This window comes from Bacillus sp. 166amftsu (assembly GCF_900107445.1).
In the GTDB taxonomy this organism is placed as follows: domain Bacteria; phylum Bacillota; class Bacilli; order Bacillales; family Bacillaceae_G; genus Bacillus_A; species Bacillus_A arachidis.
The window spans coordinates 938442-964893 of record NZ_FNQA01000001.1; the positions used below are offsets into that span (position 1 = coordinate 938442).

Below are 26452 nucleotides of genomic sequence, written 5' to 3' on the forward strand. Positions count from 1 at the left end.
TTGTAAGCTAAAAAATCCTACCCCTTACTATCTAATTAGCTTCCTATCCCCTTATGAAATAGCTTGTCCCTAAATCATCTAAACATTATCTACATATGATGAAACTTCCATATCATCTTTCCATTATAACAGTGTCATTTCCACTAGGAAAGATTCCTTTCTTTATAATAAAAACTACAGTAAAAAAGCCAGAGGAATCTCCTCTGACTTTTTTACTGTATGTTCTACTATATTCTTCTATGTTGTTACAACTTTCATACTGATTTTCTCATATTAAGCACAACACGTCCGTTAATTTTCCTTTCCTTCATGTAAACGCCTCTCGTTATAGGTACAAAAAGTTCTTACAAATTCATATTAATACAATAGAAGAAAAGAAAACGATTCTAATTATGGAATGATTAAAATGATTATAAATAAAAAAACCTTAGAAGAAAATCTTCTAAGGTTTTTAAACAATTATTTTAAGTTGCTTTTTGCAACTGTTGCTAATTCAGCGAAAGCTTTTTCGTCATGAACAGCTAAGTCAGCAAGCATCTTGCGGTTAACTTCGATACCAGCAAGTTTTAAACCGTGCATTAAACGGCTGTAAGAAAGACCATTCATGCGAGCAGCTGCGTTAATACGAGTGATCCATAATTTACGGAAGTCACGTTTCTTTTGACGACGGTCACGGAACGCATATAATAAAGACTTCATTACTTGTTGGTTAGCAACTTTGAATAAAGTATTTTTAGAACCGTAGTAACCTTTCGCTAGTTTAATCATTTTTTTACGACGTTTACGAGTAACTGTACCACCTTTTACTCTTGGCATATTATTACCTCCTAGTGTGTTCTATATATCAACCGAACTTATTTTAAGTTGTCAAGCATTTGACGAATACGTTTGTAGTCACCAGCGCTTACTAGACCAGCTTTACGTAGTTTACGTTTAGCTTTTGTAGATTTGTTAGCGAATAAATGGCTAGTATAAGCGTGGTCACGCTTAAGTTTACCAGATCCAGTTTTTTTGAAACGCTTTGCAGCGCCGCGATGAGTTTTTTGTTTAGGCATAGGTATTTCCTCCTCTATCTATTACTTATCGTTTTTCGGTGCTAAAACTAAGAACATACTACGTCCTTCCATTTTAGGCTTAGATTCAATTGTACTAACTTCAGCACAAGCTTCTGAGAAGCGATCTAAGACACGTTGACCGATTTCTTTATGAGTAATGGCACGTCCTTTAAAGCGAATTGACGCTTTAACCTTGTCGCCTTTCTCTAAAAACTTGATAGCATTACGAAGTTTTGTGTTAAAGTCGTGTTCATCAATTGTTGGACTTAAACGAACTTCTTTCATGCTAATTACTTTTTGATTTTTGCGCTGTTCTTTTTCTTTCTTTTGTTGCTCAAAGCGGAATTTACCGTAGTCCATAATGCGGCATACTGGCGGTTTCGCATTTGGAGCAACCAATACTAAATCAAGATTAAGATTTGCAGCTAAGTCTAAAGCGTCATTACGAGACTTGATGCCAAGTTGATCACCATTCGCACCAACTAAACGTACTTCACGTGCACGAATTTGCTCGTTAATCATCATATCCTTGCTAATAGTAAGCCACCTCCAAGGTTTTCTTAGAATACGTTTGTAGTCGTAGAACCCAAACAAAAAAGTGTGGGCATACGAACACCCACACTTGTACGATCTTAAGTAAGAAAGACATTTACCTGCTAACTGCATATGCGTCAATCAGGTGAGAAGCGGGTGCTTCTACTTGTTCTACAAAACAATATTCTATTATCCTTGATGAGTTTATCATAGGATATAACGTCTGTCAAGAAGACGCATTTTACTAACAACAAGAAATATTGTAACAAACAACACGAATACATGCAATACTTTTTTATGATAAGTGTTGTTTGGTTATTATTTCTAGTTTTTATCCTTAGCAACATAAAAGAAAGCCGCGGCATACCGCGGCTCTTTCTTAGCGTTTTCCTTCAACTTTAATCATATCAACAAATGCATCTAATGCAATTGTTTCTGATTTTTGTTCACCGTATTTACGTACGTTTACGCCGTTTTCAGCCACTTCATTGTCACCTACTACAAGCATATACGGAATTTTTTGCATTTGTGCTTCACGAATTTTGTAACCAATTTTCTCTTCACGAGTATCTACTTCAACACGGATACCAGCGCGTTGTAAGTCTTCCTGTACTTTCTTCGCGTAGTCTAAATGTACTTGCGGAGAAACTGGGATTACTTGTACTTGAACTGGCGCTAACCATGTTGGGAATGCACCTTTGTACTCTTCAATTAAGAAGGCAACGAAACGTTCCATAGTTGATACAACACCTCGGTGAATAACAACTGGACGATGAGGTTTACCATCTTCTCCAACGTAAGTTAATTCAAAGCGTTCTGGAAGTAAGAAGTCTAATTGTACAGTTGAAAGTGTTTCGTCTTTTCCAAGTGCAGTACGAACTTGAACATCGAGCTTTGGACCATAGAATGCCGCTTCACCTTCAGCTTCATAGTACTCAAGACCCATTTCATCCATCGCTTCTTTCAACATACCTTGTGCTTTTTCCCACATTTCATCGTCAGCATAGTACTTTTTAGTATCTTCTGGGTCACGATAAGATAAGCGGAATGAATAGTTTTCTAAACCGAAGTCTTTGTATACCTCTAAAGTTAGGTTTACAACACGTTTTAACTCTTCTTTAATTTGATCTGGGCGAACGAAAATGTGCGCATCATTTAAAGTCATTCCACGTACACGTTGCAATCCAGATAATGCTCCAGACATTTCATAACGATGCATTGTTCCAAGCTCCGCAATACGGATTGGTAATTCACGATAGCTGTGAATATCATTTTTATACACCATCATATGGTGAGGGCAGTTCATTGGACGAAGCACTAATTCTTCATTGTCCATTTCCATTGATGGGAACATACCATCACGGTAGTGATTCCAGTGACCAGAAGTTTCATAAAGCTCTCTGCTTCCTAGAACTGGAGTGTATACGTGGTCATATCCTAAGCTTGCTTCTTTATCAACGATGTAACGCTCAATGATACGACGGATTGTTGCACCTTTTGGTAACCAAAGTGGTAAACCTTGTCCTACTTTTTGGCTATTTGTAAATAATTTTAACTCTTTACCTAATTTACGGTGGTCACGCTCTTTCGCTTCTTCAAGCATACGTAAATGCTCATCTAATTCTGCTTTTTTCACGAATCCAGTACCGTAAATACGTTGTAGCATTTTATTATTGCTATCGCCGCGCCAGTAAGCACCCGCAACGCTTAACAATTTAAATACTTTAATTTTCCCTGTAGATGGAAGATGAACACCGCGGCAAAGGTCGAAAAATTCACCTTGTTCATAGATTGAAATAACAGCATCTTCAGGAAGATCGTTAATTAATTCTAATTTTAGCTCATCTCCGATTTCCTCATAACGGCGAAGTGCTTCAGCACGTGGTACTTCATGACGAACGATTTCTAAGTTCTCGTTCACAATTTTTTGCATTTCTTTTTCGATTTTTGGGAAGTCCTCAACTGTAATTGCCTCTTCCATATCGATATCGTAGTAGAAGCCATTTTCAATTACTGGACCAATACCAAGTTTCACATCTTTATATAAACGTTTTAACGCTTGCGCTAAAAGATGAGCTGTTGAATGACGTAAAATGTACAAGCCATCTTCAGAGTCTAATGTAATGATTGAAACTGCACCATCTTCTTCGATTGGTGTACGAAGATCAATCATCTCATCATTTAATTTTCCAGCCACAGCCTTTTTCTTTAAGCCTGGGCTAATAGAAGCTGCGATTTCTTCAGTTGTTGTTCCTTTTGGAAACTCCTTCACAGCTCCATCAGGGAAAGTAATTTTAACTACATCTGCCATCACTGGTCACTCCTCTTTTTCTCAAAATAAAAAACACTCATCCCGTAAAAAGGGACGAGTGTTGAATTCGTGGTTCCACCCTTGTTCCAATTAACCAAATTGTTAATTGCTCAAGTACAACATAACGGTGTTGACCGTTAGCAATTACTAGAAAAACGTTCACTGCTAAAGTTTAGAGGTGGTAAGTAATAAACTCGTACTAGGAAGCTCACACCCTAAGGCTTCCCTCTCTGGGAATCGTAGCAAATTACTCTTGTCCTCATCGTGACATTTCAATATATTTCATTTATGTAGGTAATTATATGCTCAAAAACTTAGAAAATCAAGGGCGTTCCCCTTATTTTTTAAATTTTTCACGTTGCGCTCAAATTCATGTAGTGCACATAATTGAACTCGTTCTTGAAATACATTTTGAAGGGTAAAGATCATATTGTGATCTTGCTCTTTCGTATACAAATAAATCGTTTTCGGTGCAATAGAAAGAAGCGGTGCAATTACCTTCGTGTCAATATATACACTCTGCTTAGTTAGTAACTCCTCATCTATATATTGAACCAATTTCTCCTGCTTTAAACGTATTCCTTTTTCATCATAAAAAATAAAGCTTTCATCAAATACAAGATGTATGCAAGATAACCGTGATTTACGGCTACTCACCTGTTGCCGTAGCATTTCTACAAACATTTGATATTCTTGTTCCATTTTATATTCATCAATCGCTACTTCCGCAAGTCGATGAATCATCTCCCTATATGCGCGGAGACGAAAACGAATATAAGATGAAAAAGAAAACGAAAGCGGGTCACAGATCCACCCTTTTAAAGAAGACATAATACGATCTTCAATTTGATTACGTGTTAAATCCGAAGCAAGCCCTTTTCGTTTTCCATTTAAAATAGCATGTGCCATATGTAAAATTTGATGGCATTCTTCTTGTTCTTCGTAAAAAAACTTTTCTTTTAAAATGGCACGAATCCATTCATTTTGTTTTATATTAACAATAAAATAAAGGAGTACTGGTATTAAAACTTTCTCAATATAATTCGATTCGCATATTGGAATATGAATTGTTACCTTTTGTTCATATAAATAAACACTCGTTTCTTTATATAGCTTTTCCGTTCTCTTTATCAGTTGTTGATATACGTGCGCAGCATCATTTTTTTCTTCGAAACAAATTTCAATCACTCTTGCCCCCCCTTTTATCCCGCTTACAGAGTTGCTTTCTCTCAAGCCCCATAAGAGTTCAGTTCGTGTAAGCTGGGCTCTATGTAGAAATAACTTCTCCATACTGATGAAAGCTTCATCCTATAATCCTTGCTAATTTTATATATATTAAGGGAGTAGAAAAAAAATGATACAAGCTCGTATGAATTTTCAAACGTATAGATAAATAAAAAGAGCAAGCATTATGCTCGCTCTTTACGTATGACGACGGTTTTTCCCGCCAATCGGAACCGGCTTCGCTAAATATTTAATGCGCTCCATAATCCGAGCCGCCTTCATTTCTTCTGCTTCTCCGCGCTGTGTATACGTTAAATGATGTTCTAACTGTTTAAAATCAAAATTAGACGTAAAGAACGTTGGTAAGTTTTCAAGCATACGGAATTGTAAAATGGCACCTAGTACATCATCACGGACAAAGCTTGACATCGCTTCTGCTCCAATATCATCTAACATTAATACCGGCACATATTTTACTGCGTCAATTTTTTCGCTAATCGTATTATTTTGCAGCGAACTTTTTATTTCACGTAAAAATTCAGGCAAATATACAATCATTGAACTGACCTTCCTCTGAGCCAACTCATTAGCAATTGCTCCCAAAACAAATGTTTTCCCAACACCAAACGGTCCATAGAAGTACAATGCCTGTACTTTCTTCCCTGGCTCATACTCACTTAAAAATTCATTCGCAGCACGAATTGCTTCAAAGCGATTTCCATCAGATAAATCGAGAGAAGACATAGACGCCTGCAATATATCCTTAGGCATATATACACTTTGAATGAGCTTCTCTTGTTTCTTCCTCTCATCATAAGCCACTTTTCTTACGCAGCGATCATATTGAATATCAATCATCTTACCTTGAATAATCAATTTCGGTTCATACCCTTGAATCATATTTTTACAGGATTCTAAGTTTGGGCAATCTGCGCATCCAACGCTTTGTCCAATGTATTCATATAGCTTCACAAGACTTCGCTCTATCATGGAAGTCGTGACTTCACCTTTATGTTCTTCTACAAACTCTTTTATACGCGGATGAGCCATAACTTCTGCTTTTAACACTTCATATCTATTTTTAAAATTTTCATTTTGCATTAACTTTGCAAATGAATTTTGAATATGCTCCATTCTTTCACCTCAAAGAGCGTTCATTCTCCTCTATTAATCACGCTTATATTTTTTTAACTCTTCTTCCAATCTCTTTCTTTCTTCTTCTAACTTGCTCGGTTTTTCCGGCACATTTGCAAGATCTTTAGACTGTTCTTTTGGTTGTTCCTTCGCTTGTTCTTTCAGCCAATCTGGCACCATTTCTTTCCGTACTGTTTTTTTCGATGTACGGCCCTTCTTCTTCGTCTCAGCCCACTCTTGATATTGGCGATTCTCTTCTTTCGCCAATGCCATTGCTTCTGATACGGTACCGACCTTTTTTCGTGCCCAATGCCCTGCGATTTTCTCAACATATGTTTTGGAAAGCTTCATATCTGAACGCAGCATTACATAATAAATCAGTACATTGACAACACCTGGCGTTAATTTTTGATTCATCATTACTTCTTCTACAATTTGCAAATCTGCTTTTGTCGCTTCTGCACCGCCTGAGATTTCTTTTAACAATTGTTTTGGTGGAATCTCTTCCAGCTGTTTAATGAGCATCTCTTCTTGTGTAGACGGCTCTTTCTCTTTCATCGTACGTGAAGAATGAGGCTGCACTCGTTCACTTAACACTGGAAGTGCTTGACCATTTTCGAATTGATACCAATCACGCGCTCCTTTGCGAAGCCTTTCCATATCAATCGTTTGCAGTTCTGTCATTGCTCCAAGCACAATGTTTTGCATCGATAGCACATCCACACCATACACATAGGAAAGTGTAACCACACATTCCCGCACTTGATCCGTAATCGCTTTTCGCGGCACAAGAGTCGATAACCCTTCCACAAATAAAGAAAAATCAAAGAAATCGTTCCAAAGATTAGGAGCCGTTCCTTTCGCATTGCCAGGCATAACTGCGTTACTCGGAATTCGAAGTTCCTCTTGTGCATGTTCAAATTGACCTGGATTAAAAGACCCAAATACATCATTAAAGGAATGCGTAACATTTTCATAAGAAGTAAAATCAAACTCTTCTTCTAAGAAATATTGCTTAACTTGATTATATTTTGCACGACTCAATCGATTATACAAGAAGATGCTCAGGACAATATCATCAAAAAATTGTTTTGGTGATAACGGCGACTGAAGCTCGTATATAAACATTCGAATATCTTTTTCTTTTTTTATATATACGTTTAAAAGCCCAATCGCTTCTAATTTCACCCGTTCTTCATACACTTCTGGAAGCTGCATTTGCATCGTTACCATAAGAGAGTGATGTGTATTCTCTTTTCCAAATACACGATCCTGCTCTAACTCTCCCCACATCGTCATGTATAGGCTAAAAGCCTTGCTACCTACTAATGGTTGATATAACATCGTTAATACCTTGCGATCGTAACTATGCAGCAACCCTTTTGCACTTACTTTATAACGATCAATTGGCAATAGCTCCATCCATGACTGTTTTTCCATCCTTGCAATTCCTTTCTTTCGCCTATTCTACGTATATAACTCCTTAGTGAAAAAGAGCTAATAGCTTACGCTTCTAGCTCTTTCCCCCACTATTTGTAGGCTCCAAGTTCCACTTTATTCTCGTTCTTTTTGCAGTATATCTTTTAATTCTTCAATAAATACATTTAAATCTTTAAATTGACGATATACAGAAGCAAATCGTACATAAGCAACATCATCAATATCTCGAAGTGCTTCCATGACGATTTCGCCGATCATATCGCTTTTCACTTCTGATATTCCTAAATTTCGAAGTTCACGCTCTACATTTTGCGTTACTTCTTCTAATTGTTTTAATGATACAGGTCTTTTTTCACACGCTTTAATTAATCCACGCAAAATCTTTTCTTTATTAAACTCTTCTCTTGTTCCCTCTTTTTTTACAACAATAAGAGGTGGTTCTTCTACTCGTTCAAATGTCGTAAATCGATTTAAACAACTTTCACACTCTCTTCTTCTTCGAATGGAGCGCCCCTCATCTACCGGACGTGAATCCAATACTCTTGTACCATTATGAAAACAGGATGGACAACGCAACTCATTCACTCCCTTGCAATTTAATCTTTATTTTTCTTACTTTACTTACACGTGAAAATATATACAACATTATATAACCTATTTATCTATGCTTACCACTTCAACTTCACACTTACCCTACTTTCATGGGTAGTAATACTCCCAACTCAAAATCCATTAAAAACAACATAATTAGACAGGAGATTCGTTTCCTCATAAAAATTTAATTGGTGTGGTTCTCTTACTAACAGAAATTCCACCTTATATAAACTAAAAAAAGAGGTGCATTATACACCTCTTTACATTTTAAATCAATTATGTTTTTTTTTAAAGAGCTTTTGTTTCTCTATGCTTAATTTCGAAGCTACCTGTGCCTCGAGGAAGCTCGATGCTCTCTCGCGTTTTCGCATTTAAACCTTCTGCAATATACTCTGCAGCAACATTTGGATCAATACGATCCCCACAAGTATAAACATCAATACTTGCATAACCGTGCTCTGGAAAGCTATGAATTGTTAAGTGTGATTCCGAAATGATTACCACTCCACTTACACCCTGCGGTGCAAACTTATGAAAAGCAACCTCACGTACTTCAGCACCTGCTCTTAGTGCTGCATCCACAAATAATTGTTCAATAAACGGCATATCATTAAGCTTGTCAAAATCGCAATCCCAAAGTTCAGCGATTACGTGACGGCCCATCGTGTCCATAGTATCCATTCTACAGTTCCCCCTTGTAAATTTAATCTAACTGTTCGAATTGAAAACTAATTTGCAATTTGGCTTGCTCCACTACCACGGGGGAAAGTTAGTCCAGAGAGGTCCTAACCCTTTAAGTAGTGACTACGTACCTCAGCTCTTAAGTTTACGAGTGTTAGTATACTTTGTTTATTTTCATTTTGCAACAACAGTTTTTTCGTTTTTTTGTCATATTCTCTTCTTTACTTTTTCCCAAAAAGAATATTTAATTCACAAATACAGCAATCACAATGTTTTTTCATATGTACCATTCACAAAGATATACTTGAATAATATTTTTCCTTTTCAAAAAAAGTACAAAAAAAGAAGACAAGCAATCGCTTGCCTCCTTTTCTATCATTAAATGTGTTGTACATTTTCTTGTTTTGCTAGTTCAGTGACAACTAACTTCACAAGATCTACAACACGGCGAGAGTAACCCCACTCGTTATCATACCAAGCAAGCACTTTAACTTTACGCTCTCCCATTACCATTGTAGATAGGCCATCAATGATAGCAGAATGTGTATTTGTATTAAAATCAATAGAAACAAGAGGTTCTTCGCTGAACTCTACAATTCCTTTCAGCGCACCGTTTGCAACAGTTTTAAACGCTTCATTAATTTCTTCAACTGTTACATCACGTTTTACATCTACTACTAAATCAACAAGAGACACGTTTGGTGTTGGAACGCGAAGTGCCATTCCGTGAAGTTTTCCATTTAAGTGCGGAAGAACTTTCGCTAATGCTTTCGCAGCACCTGTTGTTGTAGGAATAATAGACTGTCCACAAGCACGTGCTCTTCGTAAATCTTTATGTGGGTTATCAATATTTTTTTGGTCATTTGTATAAGCGTGAACAGTTGTCATTAAACCGTTTTCAATTCCGAACTGTTCATCTAACACCTTAACAACAGGCGCTAAACAGTTTGTTGTACAAGATGCATTTGAAATAACAGTATGTTTTGTAATATCTAATTGTTCTTCGTTTACACCAACTACAACTGTTATATCTTCATTTTTACCAGGTGCCGTTAAAATAACCTTCTTCGCCCCAGCTTCTACGTGAAGAATCGCTTTTTCTTTTGCATTAAATTTACCCGTTGCTTCGATTACAACTTCAACACCTAAGTCTTTCCAAGGCAATTCTTTTGGATCGCGGTTGTTTAGAAGGCGAATCATTTTCCCATCCACTAATAAATGATCTTCAAATGCTTCTACTGTTCCGTCAAACTTGCCATGAACTGTATCATACTTGATTAAATGCGCTAATGTTTCTGATGGATAGCTTGCGTTGATTGCTACAATTTCGAATGCGCTTTCTTTTATTGCTTGACGAAATACCATTCTCCCAATACGTCCAAATCCATTAATTGCCACACGAGTCATAATATGTTATCCCCCTTGAATGCGTTATACTATTTATCTCCAATCCCAATAATAGTATAACACAAAAAGAAGATATGTCACTAAGCATTTTCACTAATTTTACATTTTTTTAATTAATGATGTTCCACTCTTTTAAAATGAGCTGTAATTGTGCTTTTGTCTCGGCAATTGTGCCATCATTATAAATAACTTTATTAGCTAATGTTACTTTCTCTGCTAAAGACATTTGTGAATGAATGCGTGCTTTCGCTTCCTCTTCTATAAAACCATTCCGCTTCATTAAACGCTCTAACTGCGTACTAGGTGATACAGCTACAACTAAAATTTGATCAACAAGACTCGTTAGCTTACTTTCAAATAAAAGTGGAATATCTAGTACAACCGCTTGCACGCCTTCCTTTATGTACATATCCTTCTGAGCATTCATTTCTTTCCGAACAGCAGGATGAACGATTTTGTTTAAATGCAATCGTTTTTCTTCATTATGAAATACAATACTTCCAAGCTTTTGACGATCTAGCTCCCCATTTGCTTGCAGTATTTCTTCACCAAATACCTCTACAATTTCTTTATATGCTTCTTTACCTTGTTCTACAACTTCCCTAGCAATAATATCCGCATCTATAACAGGAATGTTTAACTCACGAAACATTTGCGAAACAGTGCTTTTCCCACTTGCAATGCCTCCTGTTAATCCAATTACAATTGTCATCATTCTCCTCCTTACAAATAGAAGCGTGAAACTTATGTTCCACGCTCCCACTTACATTTTCCAAATTCCAATAATAATAAGTAAAATCCCAGGTAGAAACGTAAATTTTTGTAACCATCGCATATTCGATAAAACCGTTCCTAGCCTCATTCCAATAAATAAAAACAGAGAGCTCATAACGGCAACTAACACCGCCATCATAGCAGGCGTATATCCTAGTAAGGATGCACCAATTCCTGCTCCAAACGAGTCTACTGAAAGAGCGATCCCCAAAAGCAAGGCTTCTCCACCAGAAATTGTGCCTGATTTATCAAAATCGGCAACAGTCGGCTTCCGTAAAATTTGAATGACTAATCCGAGCGAAGCAATTTCTAACTTCCAAACTTTCTCTTCTTGCTGCGGTTCGTCTTTTTTCTCACTCCGAAAAAACTGATACAACACCCATGCACCAATAGCCACTAAAACGATTCCGCCAATGCGCGTTGCAATCACTGGAGAAAACACCTTAGCAATCATATGTCCAATTCCCATCGAAACAAGCATGACAGCCGCTGAACACATTCCAATGATAAGTATCGATTTTAACGGAATCCTCACGCTCCGCAAACCATACGTAAGCCCTACACTACAGCTGTCTAAACTTAATGTAAAAGCTAATAAAACAAGAGAGAAATAATGATACATCGGTAAGCTCCTTCCCTATACATAGCTTTGCTGTATGTATATGACAAATACCTATCCGATGTTATTAGAAAACAATATCTTTCTTAGCTTTTTGGCTGGCACATAGGGCAATAATGCGTTCCTCGTCCACCAACCACTGTCTTTTCAATCACACTCCCACACGTTACGCATGGTTCACCTTTTCTTCCATACACATTTAGAAGCTCTTGGAACGAGCCGATTTGTCCTTGCGAATTGATATACGTTCTGATTGTACTTCCTCCGCGCTCAACAGCCTCCGCTAATGTTGCGACAGTTGCCTCATGAATTTTTTCTATTTCGGCTTTCGTTAAAGATGAAGCTTCTCGTTCTGGGTGAATCCCGGAACGGAATAAAACTTCATCTACATATATATTCCCAAGCCCAACTAAAAGACGTTGATCTAATAGTACAACTTTTATTTTGCGGTTTGTCTTTTTCAATCTCTCCTGCAAATATCCTGGTGTCAGTTCAGCGTCAAATGGCTCAGGCCCTAAATCAGCAAGTGGCATTTTGTCGAATTCTTCACCTTTTTTAAAGAGGTGCATCGTACCAAACTTTCTCACATCTTTATAGTGTAACTCTGTACCATCTGTAAACTGAAAACGCACGTGCGTATGTTTATCAATTGGTTCGTCCTCTTTATGAAGTAAATATTTCCCCTCCATACGCAAGTGTGAAACAATAACGTACTTTGTTACATAAAGAAGTAAAAACTTACCTCTTCGTTCAATCCGTTCAATCGTTTCACCGCGTAACATTTCTTTAAAGAGTTCAGCGTCATCTGGTCGCTTTACTAATTTTGGATATGTTACAATCACATCTTTAATTATTTTTCCCGTTACAAGGTTTTCAAGTGTCCTTCTAACATTTTCAACCTCTGGTAATTCAGGCATTCAATCACTTCCTTATTTTGCGTCATACCAAGTTGGACCGTAAGAGTAATCAACTTTTAGCGGAACTGCAAGTTCAATTGCATGCTCCATTACTTCAGGTACAAGCTTCTCTAACTTTTCTACTTCTTCTTTTGGCACTTCAAAAATTAATTCATCGTGTACTTGAAGAAGAAGACGCGCTTGTAAACCTTCTTCTTCTAGGCGGTCTGCCATAATAATCATCGCTTTTTTTATAATATCAGCTGCACTACCTTGAATTGGAGTATTCATCGCAGTACGCTCAGCAAAGCCGCGTAAATTAAAATTGCGACTCGTAATTTCTGGAATATAACGACGGCGATTTAATAATGTAGAAACATACCCTTTTTGCTTTGCTTCTTGTACAATCTCATCCATATATTCTTTTACTCCAGGGAAACTCGCAAAATACTTTTCAATAAATTCCCCTGCCGCTTTTCGTGTAATTCCTAAGTTTTGCGAAAGTCCATAATCGCTAATACCATATACAATTCCAAAGTTAACAGCTTTTGCCTGACGTCTCATATTCGATGTTACTTCATCTTTTCCAACGCCAAATACGTCCATTGCTGTTTTCGTATGAATATCCATATCATGCTGGAACGCTTCCACTAACCCTTTGTCGTTTGCAATATGCGCCAAGACACGCAGTTCAATTTGTGAATAATCGGCTGCATACATAACCCATCCTTCTTTTGAAGGAATGAATGCTTGGCGAATCTTTCTTCCTTCCTCTAAGCGAATCGGGATATTTTGTAAATTTGGTTCTGTAGAGCTTAGTCGGCCCGTTTGCGTCAGTACTTGGTTAAAACGGGTATGAATTTTAGAAGAATCTTCATGAACTACCTTTAATAATCCTTCAATGTAGGTAGAATTCAATTTCCCTAATTGACGATAATGTAAGATATTAGGGATAATTTCATGATGCCCCATTAATTTGTCCAATACATCAGCCGATGTAGAATATCCTGTTTTTGTCTTTTTAATAACCGGTAAATTTAAGTTTTCAAATAAAACTACGCCGAGCTGCTTCGGTGAGTTAATATTAAACTCTGTTCCAGCAAGCTCATAAATTTCTCGTTCCATTTCCTTAAGCCTTCCAGCAAGCTCAACTCCCATATTACGTAAGCGCTCTGTATCAACCTTGACGCCCTTTACTTCCATTTCAGCTAACACACGGGCAAGCGGCATTTCTAGCTCTGTAAACAGTTCATATTGTTCATTGTTCTGTAGTTCTTCTACAAATGTTTTGTGCACATCGTATAGTACATGTACTTTTCGAGCTACGTGTTCTGCCACTACCTCTTGCTCAGGAACCGTACGTTTTGCACCTTTTCCATATACCTCTTCATCAGATTGAACAGCATGTGTTTCTTTCATTTTCGCTACGGCACGGAAATCTTTATCTGTATCAGCTGGATCAAGTAAATAAGCGGCAATTAGCAAGTCAAAATCGATCCCTCTAATTTCTACACCTTTCCACTTAAGTGCAACAATGGCACGTTTCGCATCAAACGTATACTTTTTCATTTCATCATCTGCAAGCCACTTCATAAAAGCTTCAGATTTGAGCGCAATATCACTCGGAATGAAATAGCAACCATTTTCATTTTGAATCCCAAACCCTTGAATGTCGGCTCTATGGTAATTATCTTCTTGTACTTCCACAATAATCGCACTATCTTGCTGTAGCATCTCTTCTGTTACTTCTTCTACAATATCAAACAAAATATCATCTAATTCAGCTGGCGCCGTTTCTTCAGAAGACGCACCAAGCTTATTTAATAAGGAAGTAAAGCCTAAATTCTCGAACATCGGAATGACGTCACTCGCTTCATATCCTTTATATTCGATATCATCCACATGTACTGTAATCGGAGCATCCGTAATAATCGTCGCAAGTTCTTTACTCATGAGCGCTTGCTCTTTATTTGCTTCTAATTTTTCTTTTAGTTTCTTTCCACTTACTTTGTCTATGTTCTCATATACGGCTTCTACTGTTTCAAATTGCGTTAACAATTTAATTGCCGTCTTCTCACCAACACCTGGCACACCTGGAATATTATCAGATTGATCTCCCATGAGACCCTTCATATCGATAATTTGCTGTGGTGATAAACTATATTTTTCAAATAAAGCTTCTTTCGTATATTCATCTACTTCTGTAATTCCTTTACGCGGAATACATACAAGCGTGTTATCAGAAACAAGCTGCAGTAAATCTTTATCTCCAGAAATAACTTTTACGTGGGCACCTTGTTCACTCGCTTCTTTTGCCAGTGTACCCATAATGTCATCTGCTTCATAGTTCTCTAACTCATAACGTGGCACATGAAACGCGTCTAGTAGCTCACGAATAAATGGGAATTGCTCTGACAATTCAGGCGGCGTTTTTTGACGCCCTCCTTTATATTCACTAAATGTTTTGTGACGAAATGTTGTTTTCCCCGCATCAAACGCAACAAGCATATGCGTTGGTTTTTCCTCTTCTAATATTCTCATTAACATCATCGTAAAACCATAAATTGCGTTCGTATGTATACCTTTGTCATTATTTAAAAGCGGCAGTGCAAAGAAAGCACGATACGCGATATTATTTCCATCGACTAATACAACCTTTTTTTCCAAATCGAAAACCTCCTCATACAAATTTTCAACGAGTTTTTATATAGAAAAAACCGTCTTTTCCTTCTCTCTATATTAACACGACTAACAGAGAGAAGAAAAACAACGGTTCTTCCTACTACATATATTTAATATACAATGGAGATGTTTTCACAATATCTCATGAATGAAATCTCCGTATCCTATTCGTATAACACTTTGACAAAAGTTACATAAAGCAATTTCACAAAAAGGGAAGTGACGAGAATAGAGCACCTATTCTCGTCCAAAATTACTCCTTGGATGAAGGGGTTTTCATCTATTATATTAACAGGACTTTATTAATGTTTAATGAAGCTATTGTTAATATAATGTAAATGTCCATCATCTAAGGGAATGTGAAACTCATTTCCCTAAAGCGACTTTTTGCAAGGTTACTGTAAATGTTGTTCCTTCTCCTACTTCACTCTCTACAGTAACTGTCCCATGATGCGCTTCTACTAAATGTTTTACAATCGATAATCCAAGCCCTGTCCCGCCTGTGTTTCGACTTCTTGCTTTATCTACCCGATAAAAACGTTCAAAAATACGTGGAATTTCCTCTTTACTAATCCCAATTCCTGTATCAGACACTTTGATATATACACTATGATCATCTTCAAACAACTTAACAGATACCGTACCTCCAGAAGGTGTATACAGAATTGCATTGTTAATTAAATTGATAAAGATTTGCTTCAACCGACTAGAATCCCCAATAACAAAAACTGACTTGTTAATGTCCACTTGTAAAATAATATCTTTATCTTGTGACTTTTTATCTAGTACCATTTGAATTTCTTCCAGTAATCCTTTTATATCAACGGTACCCATATTTAGCTTAAAGCCTTGTTGTTCAATCTTTGATAGATCCAACAAGTCTTCGATTAAGCCTTGCATACGTTCGCTTTCCTTTAAAATAATGTGTAAAAAATGCTCACAAAACTGTTGATTTTCCATCGCTCCATCAAGTAGTGTTTCAGAAAATCCTTTAATAGAAGTAATTGGCGTTTTTAGTTCATGGGAAACATTCGCTAAAAAGTCTTTTCGCATTTGCTCTAGTTTCTTTAGTTCCGTTATATCGTGGAATACAAGAACAATCCCTTTCCACTCATGATTCGTCCCGATAATCGGCGCGCCATATACTTCAAAATGTTTTCTTTCAATACTAAGTGGCAGCAGCATTTGCTTCCGCACTTTTACTTCTGTCATAAAAATTTCTTCCACAAGTTCAATGATTTCTGCATGAAGAAACGCTTCATAGTATAAGCGATCTAAATATTCTTCATCCGTTACATGAAAAATCTCTTTATACGAGCGGTTCACAAGACTTATATAGCCGCGGCTATCAATTAAAATCATACCGCTTCCCATATTTTCAATCAGTGTATGTAAACGATCTTGTTGCATTTCTTGCTCTAACGTCATTTCTTGTAAATTACGCGCTAAAATATTAATTGCCTTACTTAACATCCCAGTTTCATCTGAATGGCTTTCATAAGCACGTGCCTTATAATTCCCCTTCGCTAATTCAATCGCTACTTTCGTAACAGACTCTATCGGACGAATATATTGACCTGTAATTTTCACACCAAGAAAAACAACAACAAGACAAGCAATCACAAATCCTATAATTAATAATCCCCACGTTTTTTGGTGAACATCTTGCAAAGGAGCTATTATACTCTTTATAATGATATACCCTTGTTTCCCCTCTGTATCTTGAACAAACACTGCATGATAAAATACATTGTTATCACTTGTTTCCTTCGTAATCACTCTATTTTTTTGTTTTGCTGTTTCAGAGGAAAGTTCCTCAATTGTTGCTTGACTAAATACAGATTCTTTGCTGTTACTATATTTGACCTTCTTCTCTTCATCAACAAATATAATTGAAACAGGAACTTGCTCTTCAAATTGCTCAAATATGTTTGGCTTTTTTAAAACGCGATCAATGCCTTCTACCTCTACCAATGAAGCAACATATCTTGTCTCTTTTACTGTTCTTTCTTTCGCGTGATCAATATAGTAGTTCTCAAACACCGTTTCGAGCAGTACCCCTAGTCCAACTAAAATAAGAATAATCAGAGAAACAAATGTAAAGAGAAGCCTCGAGCGGAATTTATTCATCCCCCTTTGGCTCCTCTAATTTATAACCTAATCCACGAATTGTTTTAATGTATGCTGGCTTTTTCGTATTCTTTTCAATTTTATCTCGTAAATGACTAATATGAACATCGACGATTCTTGTATCTCCAGCAAAATCATAGTTCCATACAGCACTTAGTAACTGATCACGTGTTAACACACGGCCCTTATTCTTTGCTAAATATACAAGTAGCTCAAATTCTTTCGGCGTTAGCTCTAGCTTTTCCCCCTGGAAATACGCCTCGTAAAACTCAGGTAAAATTTTTAAATCAGTAATCATAATGCTATTTTCATCCTGCACTTCTGGAACTTGTTCTTCTTGCAATTTCGTACGACGTAAAATTGCCTTCACACGAGCAACAACTTCCCTCGGACTAAACGGCTTTGTCATATAATCATCTGCCCCAAGCTCAAGACCTAACACCTTATCAAATTCATCATCTTTCGCTGTTAACATTAAAATAGGTGTCATAATACGCTGTAAACGTAATTCTTTACACACTTCCATACCATCCATTTTCGGAAGCATTAAATCTAATATGATCAGGTCTGGACGTTCAGTTGTCGCTTTATGCAGTGCCACTTCGCCATCCATTGCTGTTATGACTTCAAATCCTGCTTGCTGCAAATTAAATTCAATTAAAGTTAAAATAAACTCCTCATCATCAACAACTAAAATTCTATTACTCATTCTCTTCCTCCAAGTTATAGACTTGAAACCTTCTTCATCCTAGTATTTCCCCGCTATTCTCATCATACTAGAAAACAATTCCCCTCTCAATAGAATTGTCTATTCACTAAGTTTGATTGTACTATAGTTATACAGGAAAATATATCTAATAGAAAGCGATGGTACATATTCATGTTTAAAGCAGCTGTTATTTTCATTCTTGCCGGACTAGCTGAAATTGGTGGTGGATACCTCATCTGGAAATGGATAAGAGAAGGCGGTTCCATTTGGTTTGGCCTAATTGGCGGGATCATTTTATGCTTATACGGCGTAATTGCAACATTCCAAGTATTTTCTAGTTTCGGCCGTATATACGCAGCTTATGGCGGCGTGTTTATTGTAATGAGTTTACTATGGGGATGGATGATTGATAAGAAAACACCTGATTTGTTCGATTGGGCTGGTGCAGCGGTTTGCCTTATTGGTGTGTTTATTATTCTTTGGCCACGTGGTTAAAGACAGATACCCACTTGACTTCTCTCTCCTTAAAATGTAACAATTAACATTATTAAATTTAAACATAAGGATTTATGCATTAAGAGGGGAATTCAAAATGAATCGCAAAAAATGGGTACTACCTGGCTTCACTTTATTATTTGTAGTTGGTTTTACTGTCTGCTTTTCAAACTGGGGAACATTACAAACTAGCATCGTTGATTTTTCAGAAGGGTTTGTAGAAGATTTTTTCAGTTAAGTTATACTTAAAATCGTACTAATCTATCATATGATAAATTAGTACGATTCTTTATTACACACGAACTCATTATTAAAAATTATCTAATGCTTTTTCTAAAATAGAAGCCGATTTGTAAGGCGGCGCTACCGTTAATACACCCTTTACAACTACTTCTTCTTTTTCATCATAAGCGAATACACGCATATCAATTGTATGTTCTTCCTCCGAAACCGCTACAACTTCAAAATGAATTTGCAATGTTTCATAATGATGAACTGGTTTCACAAAAGTTAGATCTTTCCTAACAACATGACTACCTGGACCTGGTAAATATTTTGTAACTGCCGTTGTAATTATACCCGTTAACATAATGCTTGGTACAATTGGCTTTTCATACGGAGTTTGGGATGCATAATCATGCTGGATATATAACGGATTGGAATCATTTGTTAATCCTAAATACAATAATAGATCTTTATCCTCAATTTTTTCAGTGATAGATAACTTTTCTCCTACTGTAATCTCATCCATTCGACGACCAATTTGAATTTTTTTCTTTAACATGTTACAATCCCCCTCCAAGTTTTATTTTATTATCCTACCAAAAGCAATATCTTATCCGAAGCGCTACTATAATGAGGGCAATGTACATTATAAGTCTATGTTTCCATTGTAGGATACAATTAATGATAGCGTTTTCATGTTATTTTAAAAAAATAATACTCTAAATAGTAGAAAAAGATTCGGAGTCCGAATCTTTTTCTACCATATATTTTGTATTAAACAAGAACTTTCATAACGTTACGTACAGATTCTACTGAACGATCTAACGCTTCTTTTTCTTCTTCACGAAGTTCTAATTCGATAATTTTTTCAATTCCGTTACCACCTAGAATTACTGGTACACCTAGGTAAAGGTCACTATATCCATATTCACCTTCAAGGTATGCGATAGCCGGTAATACGCGGCGTTGATCTTTTAAGATCGCTTCAGTCATTTCAACTAAAGAAGCAGCTGGTGCGTAGTATGCACTACCGTTTCCTAGTAAACTTACAATTTCACCGCCGCCTTTACGCGTACGTTCTACGATTGCATCTAAGCGCTCTTTTGGAATTAATGTTTCTAACGGAATACCGCCTGCATAAGAATAACGTACAAGAGGTACCATATCATCACCGTGACCACCAAGAACGAATCCTGTAATGTCTTTAACAGAAAGATTTAATTCTTGTGCGATGAATGTACGGAAACGAGCTGTATCTAATACACCAGATTGACCGATAACGCGCTCTTTCGGGAATCCAGCTTCTTTAAATACAGAATATGTCATTGCGTCAACTGGATTTGTTAACACAACAATAATTGCGTTTGGTGAATGTTTTACGATATCTTGTGTAATACTTTTCATAATTTTAGAGTTTGTCGCTACTAAATCATCACGGCTCATACCTGGTTTACGTGCAATACCCGCTGTAATAACAACAACGTCAGAATCAGCAGTATCTGCGTAATCAGACGTGCCGATAATGTTAGCGTCAAAACCTTGTATAGGGCTTGCTTCTAACATATCTAACGCTTTCCCTTTTGTTGGATTTTCCAGTTGTGGAATGTCCACCAATACAACATCTGCAAGCTCTTTTTGTCCTAATAAGAATGCGGTTGTTGCTCCTGTAAATCCTGCACCGATGACTGATACTTTTTTGCGTTTGATTGTCATAATTTCTCCCTCACTTTAAATTATGCGTTTTTGATTACCGCTAAGTCCATATTATTAATAAGGGCATCAGCAAATTCAGAACATTTCACTTCAGTTGCACCATCCATAAGACGTGCGAAGTCATATGTTACCACTTTTGAAGCAATTGTTTTTTCTACTGAAGCAGTTACTAATTTCGCAGCTTCATTCCACCCTAAATGCTCTAATAATAATACTCCTGAAAGAAGAACAGAAGATGGATTTACTTTATCTAAACCTGCATATTTTGGAGCTGTACCATGTGTAGCTTCAAAAATAGCATGCCCAGTAACATAGTTAATGTTTGCACCAGGTGCAATACCAATGCCACCTACTTGTGCTGCAAGTGCATCAGAAATATAATCGCCATTTAAGTTCATTGTTGCAACAACATCGAACTCACGTGGACGTGTTAAAATTTGTTGTAAGAAGATATCTGCAATAGAATCTTTAACGATGATTTTACCAGCTTCTTCAGCTGCTGCCATCGCTTTATTCGCTGCATCTTTACCATCTTTTTCAACAATGCGGTCATATTCAGCCCAAGTAAATACTTTATCACTGAATTCTTGTTCCGCTACTTCATAACCCCAGTTTTTGAAAGCACCTTCTGTAAATTTCATAATGTTTCCTTTATGAACTAATGTAACAGAAGAGCGTTTTTCGTTAATTGCATATTGAATCGCAGCACGAACAAGACGCTTTGTCCCTTCTTCTGAAATTGGTTTAATACCAATTCCTGATGTTTCTGGGAAGCGAATTTTATTTACACCCATTGTTTCTTTTAAGAACTCAAGCACTTTTTGCGCTTCTGGAGATCCTTGTGCATATTCAATACCAGCATAAATGTCTTCTGTATTTTCACGGAAAATTACCATATCAGTATCTTCCGGACGTTTTACAGGTGAAGGAACACCTTCAAAATAACGAACTGGACGTAAACATACGTATAAATCTAATTCTTGACGAAGTGCTACGTTTAGAGAACGGATACCACCACCAACAGGAGTTGTAAGTGGGCCTTTAATTGCAATCAAGTATTCACGGATCTCATTTAACGTCTCTTCTGGTAACCATTCACCTGTTTGGTTGAATGCTTTTTCCCCTGCAAGCACTTCTTTCCAAACGATTTTCTTCTCACCATCATAAGCTTTTTCAACAGCTGCTTCTAATACACGAGATGCTGCTGCCCAAATATCTGGTCCAATTCCATCTCCTTCAATAAAAGGAATAATTGGATTGTTCGGTACATTCATAACACCATTCGTTACAGTAATTTTTTCTCCTGTCGTCACTGTGATAACCCCCATGTTTGAAATTTCATATGTATGAAACTGAGGGAATAAAACCCTCAGTTCAAACCGTTAGTCAAATTAAAATATTCCAATCATTACATCTTTCCAAAAAAATCAGACTTTTGAAAGTGTATTTACACTATCAAAATAGTGTTTTTAACTTATCGTTGCGCTAATGGGATATAACGTTGATGCGTTGGTCCATTATAATCAGCACGCGGACGGATTAAACGGTTGTTTTCATATTGCTCTAAAATATGAGCTAACCAACCTGACATACGACTAATCGCAAAGATTGGTGTAAATAAATCATGATCAATTCCTAAACAATGGTAAACAGAAGCAGAATAGAAATCGACATTTGGTGGAAGACCTTTTTCTTTTGTGACAATGTCTTCGATTTTGATAGACATATTATACCATTTCTCTTCTCCTAAAAGCACGCATAATCTCTTAGACATTTCACGTAAATGTTTCGCACGTGGGTCACCATTTTCATATACGCGATGGCCAAATCCCATAATCTTAACTTTATTTTGAAGTGCGTTATGAATATAGGACTCTACATTTTCTTCTTCACCAATCTCTTTTAACATCTTCATTACATTTTCGTTCGCACCGCCATGAAGAGGTCCTTTTAAAGCACCAATTGCTGCTGTAATTCCAGAATATACATCTGAAAGCGTCGCAACACAAACACGTGCTGTAAATGTAGAAGCATTTAATTCATGATCCGCATGAAGCACAAGCGCCTTATCAAAAGCTTCGATCTCTACTTCATTTGGTTCACGGTCATTTAACATATAGATAAAGTTTGCAGCTAATGATAGATCTTTTCGTGGCTCAACAACTTCTAAACCTTTACGAATTCTTGCATATGCTGCAACAAGAGTACCTACTTGAGCCTGTAATTTAACCGCTTTCAAATAATTGGACTTCTCATCCATTAATTCAGCACTCTCATCGTATAATGATAACATGGAAATCGCTGTTCGTAAAACTGACATCGGATGTGCAATCTTTAAATCTACTTGTTTTAAATATGATAAAATCTCACTTGGAACTTTAGAATATTCCGATAAAGATTCTTTTAACTCATTTAATTCCTCTTCATTAGGAAGTTTACGATGCCACAGTAAGTATACCACTTCTTCAAACGTAGCGTTTTCCGCTAAATCATCAATATTATACCCAACATACGTTAATGTATCGTCAATAATAGAACTCACGGATGATGTTGTTGCTACTACCCCTTCTAAACCTCGAATAACAGTCATTACACTCTCTCCTTTTCCTGAAAATTCTCCCAACCTTGCTCCCTTATATTTGTTTGCTTCCCCATATAAATTATGAACGCCCGTTCACTCTTTAGGCAAGCAAAATGCACGATCATGCAAATTTGCTGTGATGTTCCCATCTTGTAGTTCCATTGCTTGTTGTAAAGCATGAGCGTGAGTTTCTCCTCGAATCCTCACGCTTAGAACAACAGATGGTGAGGAAAACTAGTTTCGAAGAGTTTATGATAAAAACAACATAAAACAACATCAGTAAAAATTATTTTATGTTGTTTTTATTTTATCTGGTGTAAGTCTTCGCTGCTATGTAACCTTTGAAAAGTTTTCTAATTACATTATAAACAATTATCTGACTTTTGTGAATGGAAAGAATTCAAAAAATTTATATTACAATAAAATTTTTCACTTAAACATTTGTATAATGTTCATCACCGCATACGCAATTCCCGCTCCAATTAATGGTCCTACAGCGACTCCATTAAACAACGCAACTGCTATAATTGTTCCAAATACGAGCGCAGTTGTAATATGAGGATCACTCGTTAATAACTGTACTCCTCCTTTTGCCAAGAGAGCGACCGCTATTCCTGACGCTAAAGCAATCCATGCGTAATAAGATTTAGCCGCTTCACCCAACTGCTTAAATCCGATTTCACCCGTAGCTATTGGAACAAGAACCGCAATCGTAATTACCGTTACACCAAGATTAATTCCTTTTGTTTGTAGATATGGTAGAATCTTATCTCCTAAAAACGTCCACTTTAATAAAAATAAAACACCAACTGCTACAGTGAGTGATTGATTTTTAGCAATAAGTCCAATAATAAGAAGTATGAATAAAAATAACGTGGATTGACTAATCATGATTACACTTCCTTTCTGAAAATAATGAACCTGTTTACAAAAGAAATTCTGTTAAACACATCGTTATACATGCTATAAACAATAAGTATTTATCAATCAATATAGATGATATATACAGACCTTCAACCCCTTAAATACGATGTTTACATTTACCAAGAAAGACAAGCACTCTCCTTTCTTTTCTTATAAGAAACAGGTAAAATAAAAAGTAGATTAAATGAGGCTCTTGTCAATCAGTATAGGGGATTTTATACTGTCGATTAGCCCTCGCCGTCAGGCTTTTACGAGCAAATTGCTTTACACCGCCCGTAAATAGCGGGATAAATCCATCATTCCACTATAACATAAATACGATTTGGAATGGGAGGTAAACACCTTTGAATCGAAACTCACTGTATATGATATTGCGACTTATATTTGTCATTCTAGCAACAATAATTGGGTTTTATGCGCTTTTGTATGTTTCAGGTCTTATATACCCTTTTATCATCGCATTAGCTTTTGCTTACTTGATTAATCCAGTCGTAAATTTTCTCAATCAAAAATTACAATTTCCCCGTGCCTTAGCGGTACTCGTCAGCTTAGTTCTCGTGTTTGGCGCCTTAGTCGGACTCGTTACGTATCTTGTAACAGAAGCGATTTCCGCCACAACTTACTTACTACAAATCGTCACAGAGAAGTTTCCAGCAATTGTACAGTATGCACAGCAATTTGCACTCAATAATATTATGCCTTTATATGATGATTTAATTTCTAAATTTAATCATCTTGGGGAATCACAACAATATACCATTACACAAAACATTCAAAATCTAGGAACGGACGCAACAAAGCAGATGAAGGACTTGTTGACTGCTATTATAAGCGGATTAACAAATTTCATTAGTGCACTCCCAACAACTTTAACAGTTCTTGTCTTTATCTTATTAGCAACTTTCTTTATTAGTTTTGATTGGCATGCACTTGCTCATAAAGGAAAACGCTTGCTGCCAAATCGCCTACACGGATACGGAAAAACTATTTTTGTCGATTTACGAAAAGCGCTATTTGGGTTTGTAAAGGCACAACTCACACTTGTGTCTATGACAACCGTCATCGTACTAATCGGATTATTAATTTTACGTGTACCGTATGCTATCACAATTGCAATCATTACAGGAATTGTAGACTTACTTCCTTATTTAGGAACAGGAGCAGTCTTTGTTCCTTGGGTTATCTATGTATTTTTCACAGGAGATACAGCCTTCGCAATCGGCCTACTTATTTTATATATTGTTGTCATTGTTCAAAGACAAATCATGGAACCAAAAGTGTTATCATCCAACATCGGACTCGATCCATTATCGACGCTTATTGCATTGTTCGTCGGATTTAAACTATATGGTTTTTTAGGATTAATCATCGGTCCAGTTACATTAGTACTATTAAACACATTGCACAAGGCCCATGTATTTCATGATTTATGGAAATTCATTAAAGGGTCACCATTAAAATAAAGTAAAACTTTAATCCGTGGGGTTTTCTTCATCAGCCCACCTTCTCTTCCTCGTTTCCCTCTGAACCTTGAGACGGGGTCTTACTACTCACAAATAGAACAAGGGAATTATCCATATGTTATGGGTAATTCCCTTGTTTTTGCATAAAAACGACCCTTTTAAACACTATTTTACATTTTTATTCTGTTTTACACATAATTATTATTGGCATTTCTTCCTTTTTCTACAAATGAATAATTATACATTTTGTAATTCGACAAAAAAATAACACTTAGAACAAATCGCGTTCTAAGTGTTATTTTTGCACGATAACGGTTGTGTTCCTTCTTAATTTCCACTCTAACCATTTCATTACAACAGGCTTAAATAGCTTTCTTGTTAGTGGAAATATAAAAACAAACCCTATTATATCCGTTACATATCCAGGTACTAACAGAAGGACTCCACCTATAAAGACAAAGATCCCATCTAATACGGCATCACCTGGCATTTCCCCTCTATTCAATCTTGACTGAATTTCTCTTAGCACCATAAACCCTTGTTGTTTTGCTAAATAAGCACCAAGAGCAGCCGTAAACACAATCATAGCGAAAGTTGGCCACATGCCAATTAAATGACTAGAACCAATGAGCACTGTCACTTCAACTGTAGGAATTAAAATAAAAAGAAACAGAAGCCACTTCATACTCTCACACCTTTTCCTTCGTTATATTTAAAGCACAATACCCCTCATTTCATTCAAATAAAAATAAGGCACTGAGCTAATAAAATACGCTCACAACGTCGAGATAGCCCTTAATTCCCTCCAAGAAGTACATTAGACTTTCCCTTACTAATCACAAAACAATCCCTTCTTACAAG

At 36.6% G+C, this 26452-nt stretch carries 25 protein-coding genes and 2 other annotated features; of the genes, 3 read left to right on the top strand and 22 right to left on the bottom strand.

From position 1 onward, the window contains the following. Positions 1–459 precede the first annotated feature (459 nt). The 16 genes from rplT to BLV40_RS05275 form a co-directional block, all read right to left on the bottom strand. Positions 460–816 (bottom strand): 50S ribosomal protein L20, encoded by a 357-nt coding sequence (gene rplT, locus BLV40_RS05195; RefSeq protein WP_017153952.1) that lies wholly within the window; start codon positions 814–816, stop codon positions 460–462. A gap of 38 nt (positions 817–854) precedes the next feature. After that, positions 855–1055 carry a 50S ribosomal protein L35 gene (gene rpmI, locus BLV40_RS05200; protein WP_012095718.1) on the bottom strand — a complete coding sequence of 67 codons (201 nt, stop codon included), beginning with the start codon at positions 1053–1055 and terminating at the stop codon, positions 855–857. Positions 1056–1076: 21 nt separating this feature from the next. After that, entirely contained in the window at positions 1077–1580 is a 504-nt protein-coding gene (infC, locus tag BLV40_RS05205; RefSeq protein ID WP_000973214.1) for a translation initiation factor IF-3, read from the bottom strand. 61 nt (positions 1581–1641) lie between these two features. Further along, positions 1642–1763: a sequence feature (ribosomal protein L20 leader region), on the bottom strand. 205 nt (positions 1764–1968) lie between these two features. Next, entirely contained in the window at positions 1969–3900 is a 1932-nt protein-coding gene (gene thrS / locus BLV40_RS05210) for a threonine--tRNA ligase (RefSeq protein ID WP_026593618.1), read from the bottom strand. Between the two features lie 47 nt (positions 3901–3947). Next, positions 3948–4175, bottom strand: a binding site (T-box leader). A gap of 31 nt (positions 4176–4206) precedes the next feature. Then, positions 4207–5088: a putative sporulation protein YtxC gene (gene ytxC / locus BLV40_RS05215; RefSeq protein ID WP_090687827.1), complete on the bottom strand. Its 882-nt coding sequence runs from the start codon at positions 5086–5088 to the stop codon at positions 4207–4209. A gap of 234 nt (positions 5089–5322) precedes the next feature. Next, positions 5323–6258 carry a primosomal protein DnaI gene (gene dnaI, locus BLV40_RS05220; protein WP_026593620.1) on the bottom strand — a complete coding sequence of 312 codons (936 nt, stop codon included), beginning with the start codon at positions 6256–6258 and terminating at the stop codon, positions 5323–5325. Positions 6259–6291: 33 nt separating this feature from the next. Next, positions 6292–7698: a replication initiation and membrane attachment family protein gene (locus BLV40_RS05225; protein ID WP_026593621.1), complete on the bottom strand. Its 1407-nt coding sequence runs from the start codon at positions 7696–7698 to the stop codon at positions 6292–6294. A gap of 114 nt (positions 7699–7812) precedes the next feature. Next, a complete protein-coding gene (gene nrdR / locus BLV40_RS05230; protein WP_012095725.1) occupies positions 7813–8274 on the bottom strand; it encodes a transcriptional regulator NrdR in 462 nt (153 codons plus the stop codon). Positions 8275–8580: 306 nt separating this feature from the next. Beyond that, positions 8581–8964, bottom strand: a complete 384-nt coding sequence (speD, locus tag BLV40_RS05235) for an adenosylmethionine decarboxylase (protein ID WP_006096185.1) — start codon at positions 8962–8964, stop codon at positions 8581–8583. A gap of 387 nt (positions 8965–9351) precedes the next feature. Continuing rightward, positions 9352–10380, bottom strand: coding sequence for a glyceraldehyde-3-phosphate dehydrogenase (locus tag BLV40_RS05245; protein WP_090687831.1), 1029 nt, complete (start codon positions 10378–10380; stop codon positions 9352–9354). 109 nt (positions 10381–10489) lie between these two features. After that, a complete protein-coding gene (coaE, locus tag BLV40_RS05250) occupies positions 10490–11092 on the bottom strand; it encodes a dephospho-CoA kinase (protein ID WP_090687834.1) in 603 nt (200 codons plus the stop codon). A gap of 51 nt (positions 11093–11143) precedes the next feature. After that, on the bottom strand, positions 11144–11776 hold the full coding sequence (ytaF, locus tag BLV40_RS05255; RefSeq protein ID WP_090687837.1) for a sporulation membrane protein YtaF: 633 nt from the start codon (positions 11774–11776) through the stop codon (positions 11144–11146). Between the two features lie 83 nt (positions 11777–11859). Next, positions 11860–12690, bottom strand: a complete 831-nt coding sequence (gene mutM / locus BLV40_RS05260; protein WP_026593625.1) for a DNA-formamidopyrimidine glycosylase — start codon at positions 12688–12690, stop codon at positions 11860–11862. Positions 12691–12702: 12 nt separating this feature from the next. Beyond that, positions 12703–15336 (bottom strand): DNA polymerase I, encoded by a 2634-nt coding sequence (gene polA, locus BLV40_RS05265; RefSeq protein ID WP_090687839.1) that lies wholly within the window; start codon positions 15334–15336, stop codon positions 12703–12705. Between the two features lie 381 nt (positions 15337–15717). Further along, a complete protein-coding gene (locus BLV40_RS05270) occupies positions 15718–17481 on the bottom strand; it encodes a two-component system histidine kinase PnpS (protein ID WP_090687842.1) in 1764 nt (587 codons plus the stop codon). Continuing rightward, a complete protein-coding gene (locus BLV40_RS05275) occupies positions 17474–18190 on the bottom strand; it encodes a response regulator transcription factor (protein ID WP_026593628.1) in 717 nt (238 codons plus the stop codon). Before BLV40_RS05275 ends, BLV40_RS05270 begins: the two co-directional genes overlap by 8 nt. A 171-nt stretch (positions 18191–18361) precedes the next feature. Between BLV40_RS05275 and BLV40_RS05280 the strand changes: the two genes are divergently transcribed. Further along, on the top strand, positions 18362–18685 hold the full coding sequence (locus BLV40_RS05280; RefSeq protein ID WP_090687844.1) for a YnfA family protein: 324 nt from the start codon (positions 18362–18364) through the stop codon (positions 18683–18685). A 97-nt stretch (positions 18686–18782) separates the two neighbouring features. Continuing rightward, the gene (locus tag BLV40_RS28410; protein WP_170833604.1) at positions 18783–18923 is read left to right on the top strand and encodes a hypothetical protein; all 141 of its coding nucleotides are present in this window, start codon (positions 18783–18785) and stop codon (positions 18921–18923) included. Between the two features lie 72 nt (positions 18924–18995). On the opposite strand, the gene BLV40_RS05285 is transcribed toward BLV40_RS28410, so the two are convergent. From BLV40_RS05285 to BLV40_RS05305, 5 genes are all read right to left on the bottom strand, one after another. Next, positions 18996–19469 (bottom strand): MaoC/PaaZ C-terminal domain-containing protein, encoded by a 474-nt coding sequence (locus BLV40_RS05285; protein WP_026593630.1) that lies wholly within the window; start codon positions 19467–19469, stop codon positions 18996–18998. A 215-nt stretch (positions 19470–19684) separates the two neighbouring features. Beyond that, positions 19685–20623 (bottom strand): malate dehydrogenase, encoded by a 939-nt coding sequence (mdh, locus tag BLV40_RS05290; protein ID WP_026593631.1) that lies wholly within the window; start codon positions 20621–20623, stop codon positions 19685–19687. A gap of 20 nt (positions 20624–20643) precedes the next feature. Beyond that, the gene (gene icd, locus BLV40_RS05295; protein WP_026593632.1) at positions 20644–21936 is read right to left on the bottom strand and encodes an NADP-dependent isocitrate dehydrogenase; all 1293 of its coding nucleotides are present in this window, start codon (positions 21934–21936) and stop codon (positions 20644–20646) included. 161 nt (positions 21937–22097) lie between these two features. Beyond that, positions 22098–23246, bottom strand: coding sequence for a citrate synthase (citZ, locus tag BLV40_RS05300; protein ID WP_139265467.1), 1149 nt, complete (start codon positions 23244–23246; stop codon positions 22098–22100). Between the two features lie 387 nt (positions 23247–23633). Next, positions 23634–24095 carry a DUF441 domain-containing protein gene (locus tag BLV40_RS05305; RefSeq protein WP_090687850.1) on the bottom strand — a complete coding sequence of 154 codons (462 nt, stop codon included), beginning with the start codon at positions 24093–24095 and terminating at the stop codon, positions 23634–23636. A gap of 377 nt (positions 24096–24472) precedes the next feature. Here BLV40_RS05305 and ytvI point away from each other — a divergent pair, with 377 nt between their 5' ends. After that, on the top strand, positions 24473–25591 hold the full coding sequence (gene ytvI, locus BLV40_RS05310; RefSeq protein WP_026593635.1) for a sporulation integral membrane protein YtvI: 1119 nt from the start codon (positions 24473–24475) through the stop codon (positions 25589–25591). Positions 25592–25886: 295 nt separating this feature from the next. On the opposite strand, the gene BLV40_RS05315 is transcribed toward ytvI, so the two are convergent. After that, positions 25887–26276 carry an FxsA family protein gene (locus BLV40_RS05315; RefSeq protein ID WP_026593636.1) on the bottom strand — a complete coding sequence of 130 codons (390 nt, stop codon included), beginning with the start codon at positions 26274–26276 and terminating at the stop codon, positions 25887–25889. Between the last annotated feature and the right edge of the window lie 176 nt (positions 26277–26452).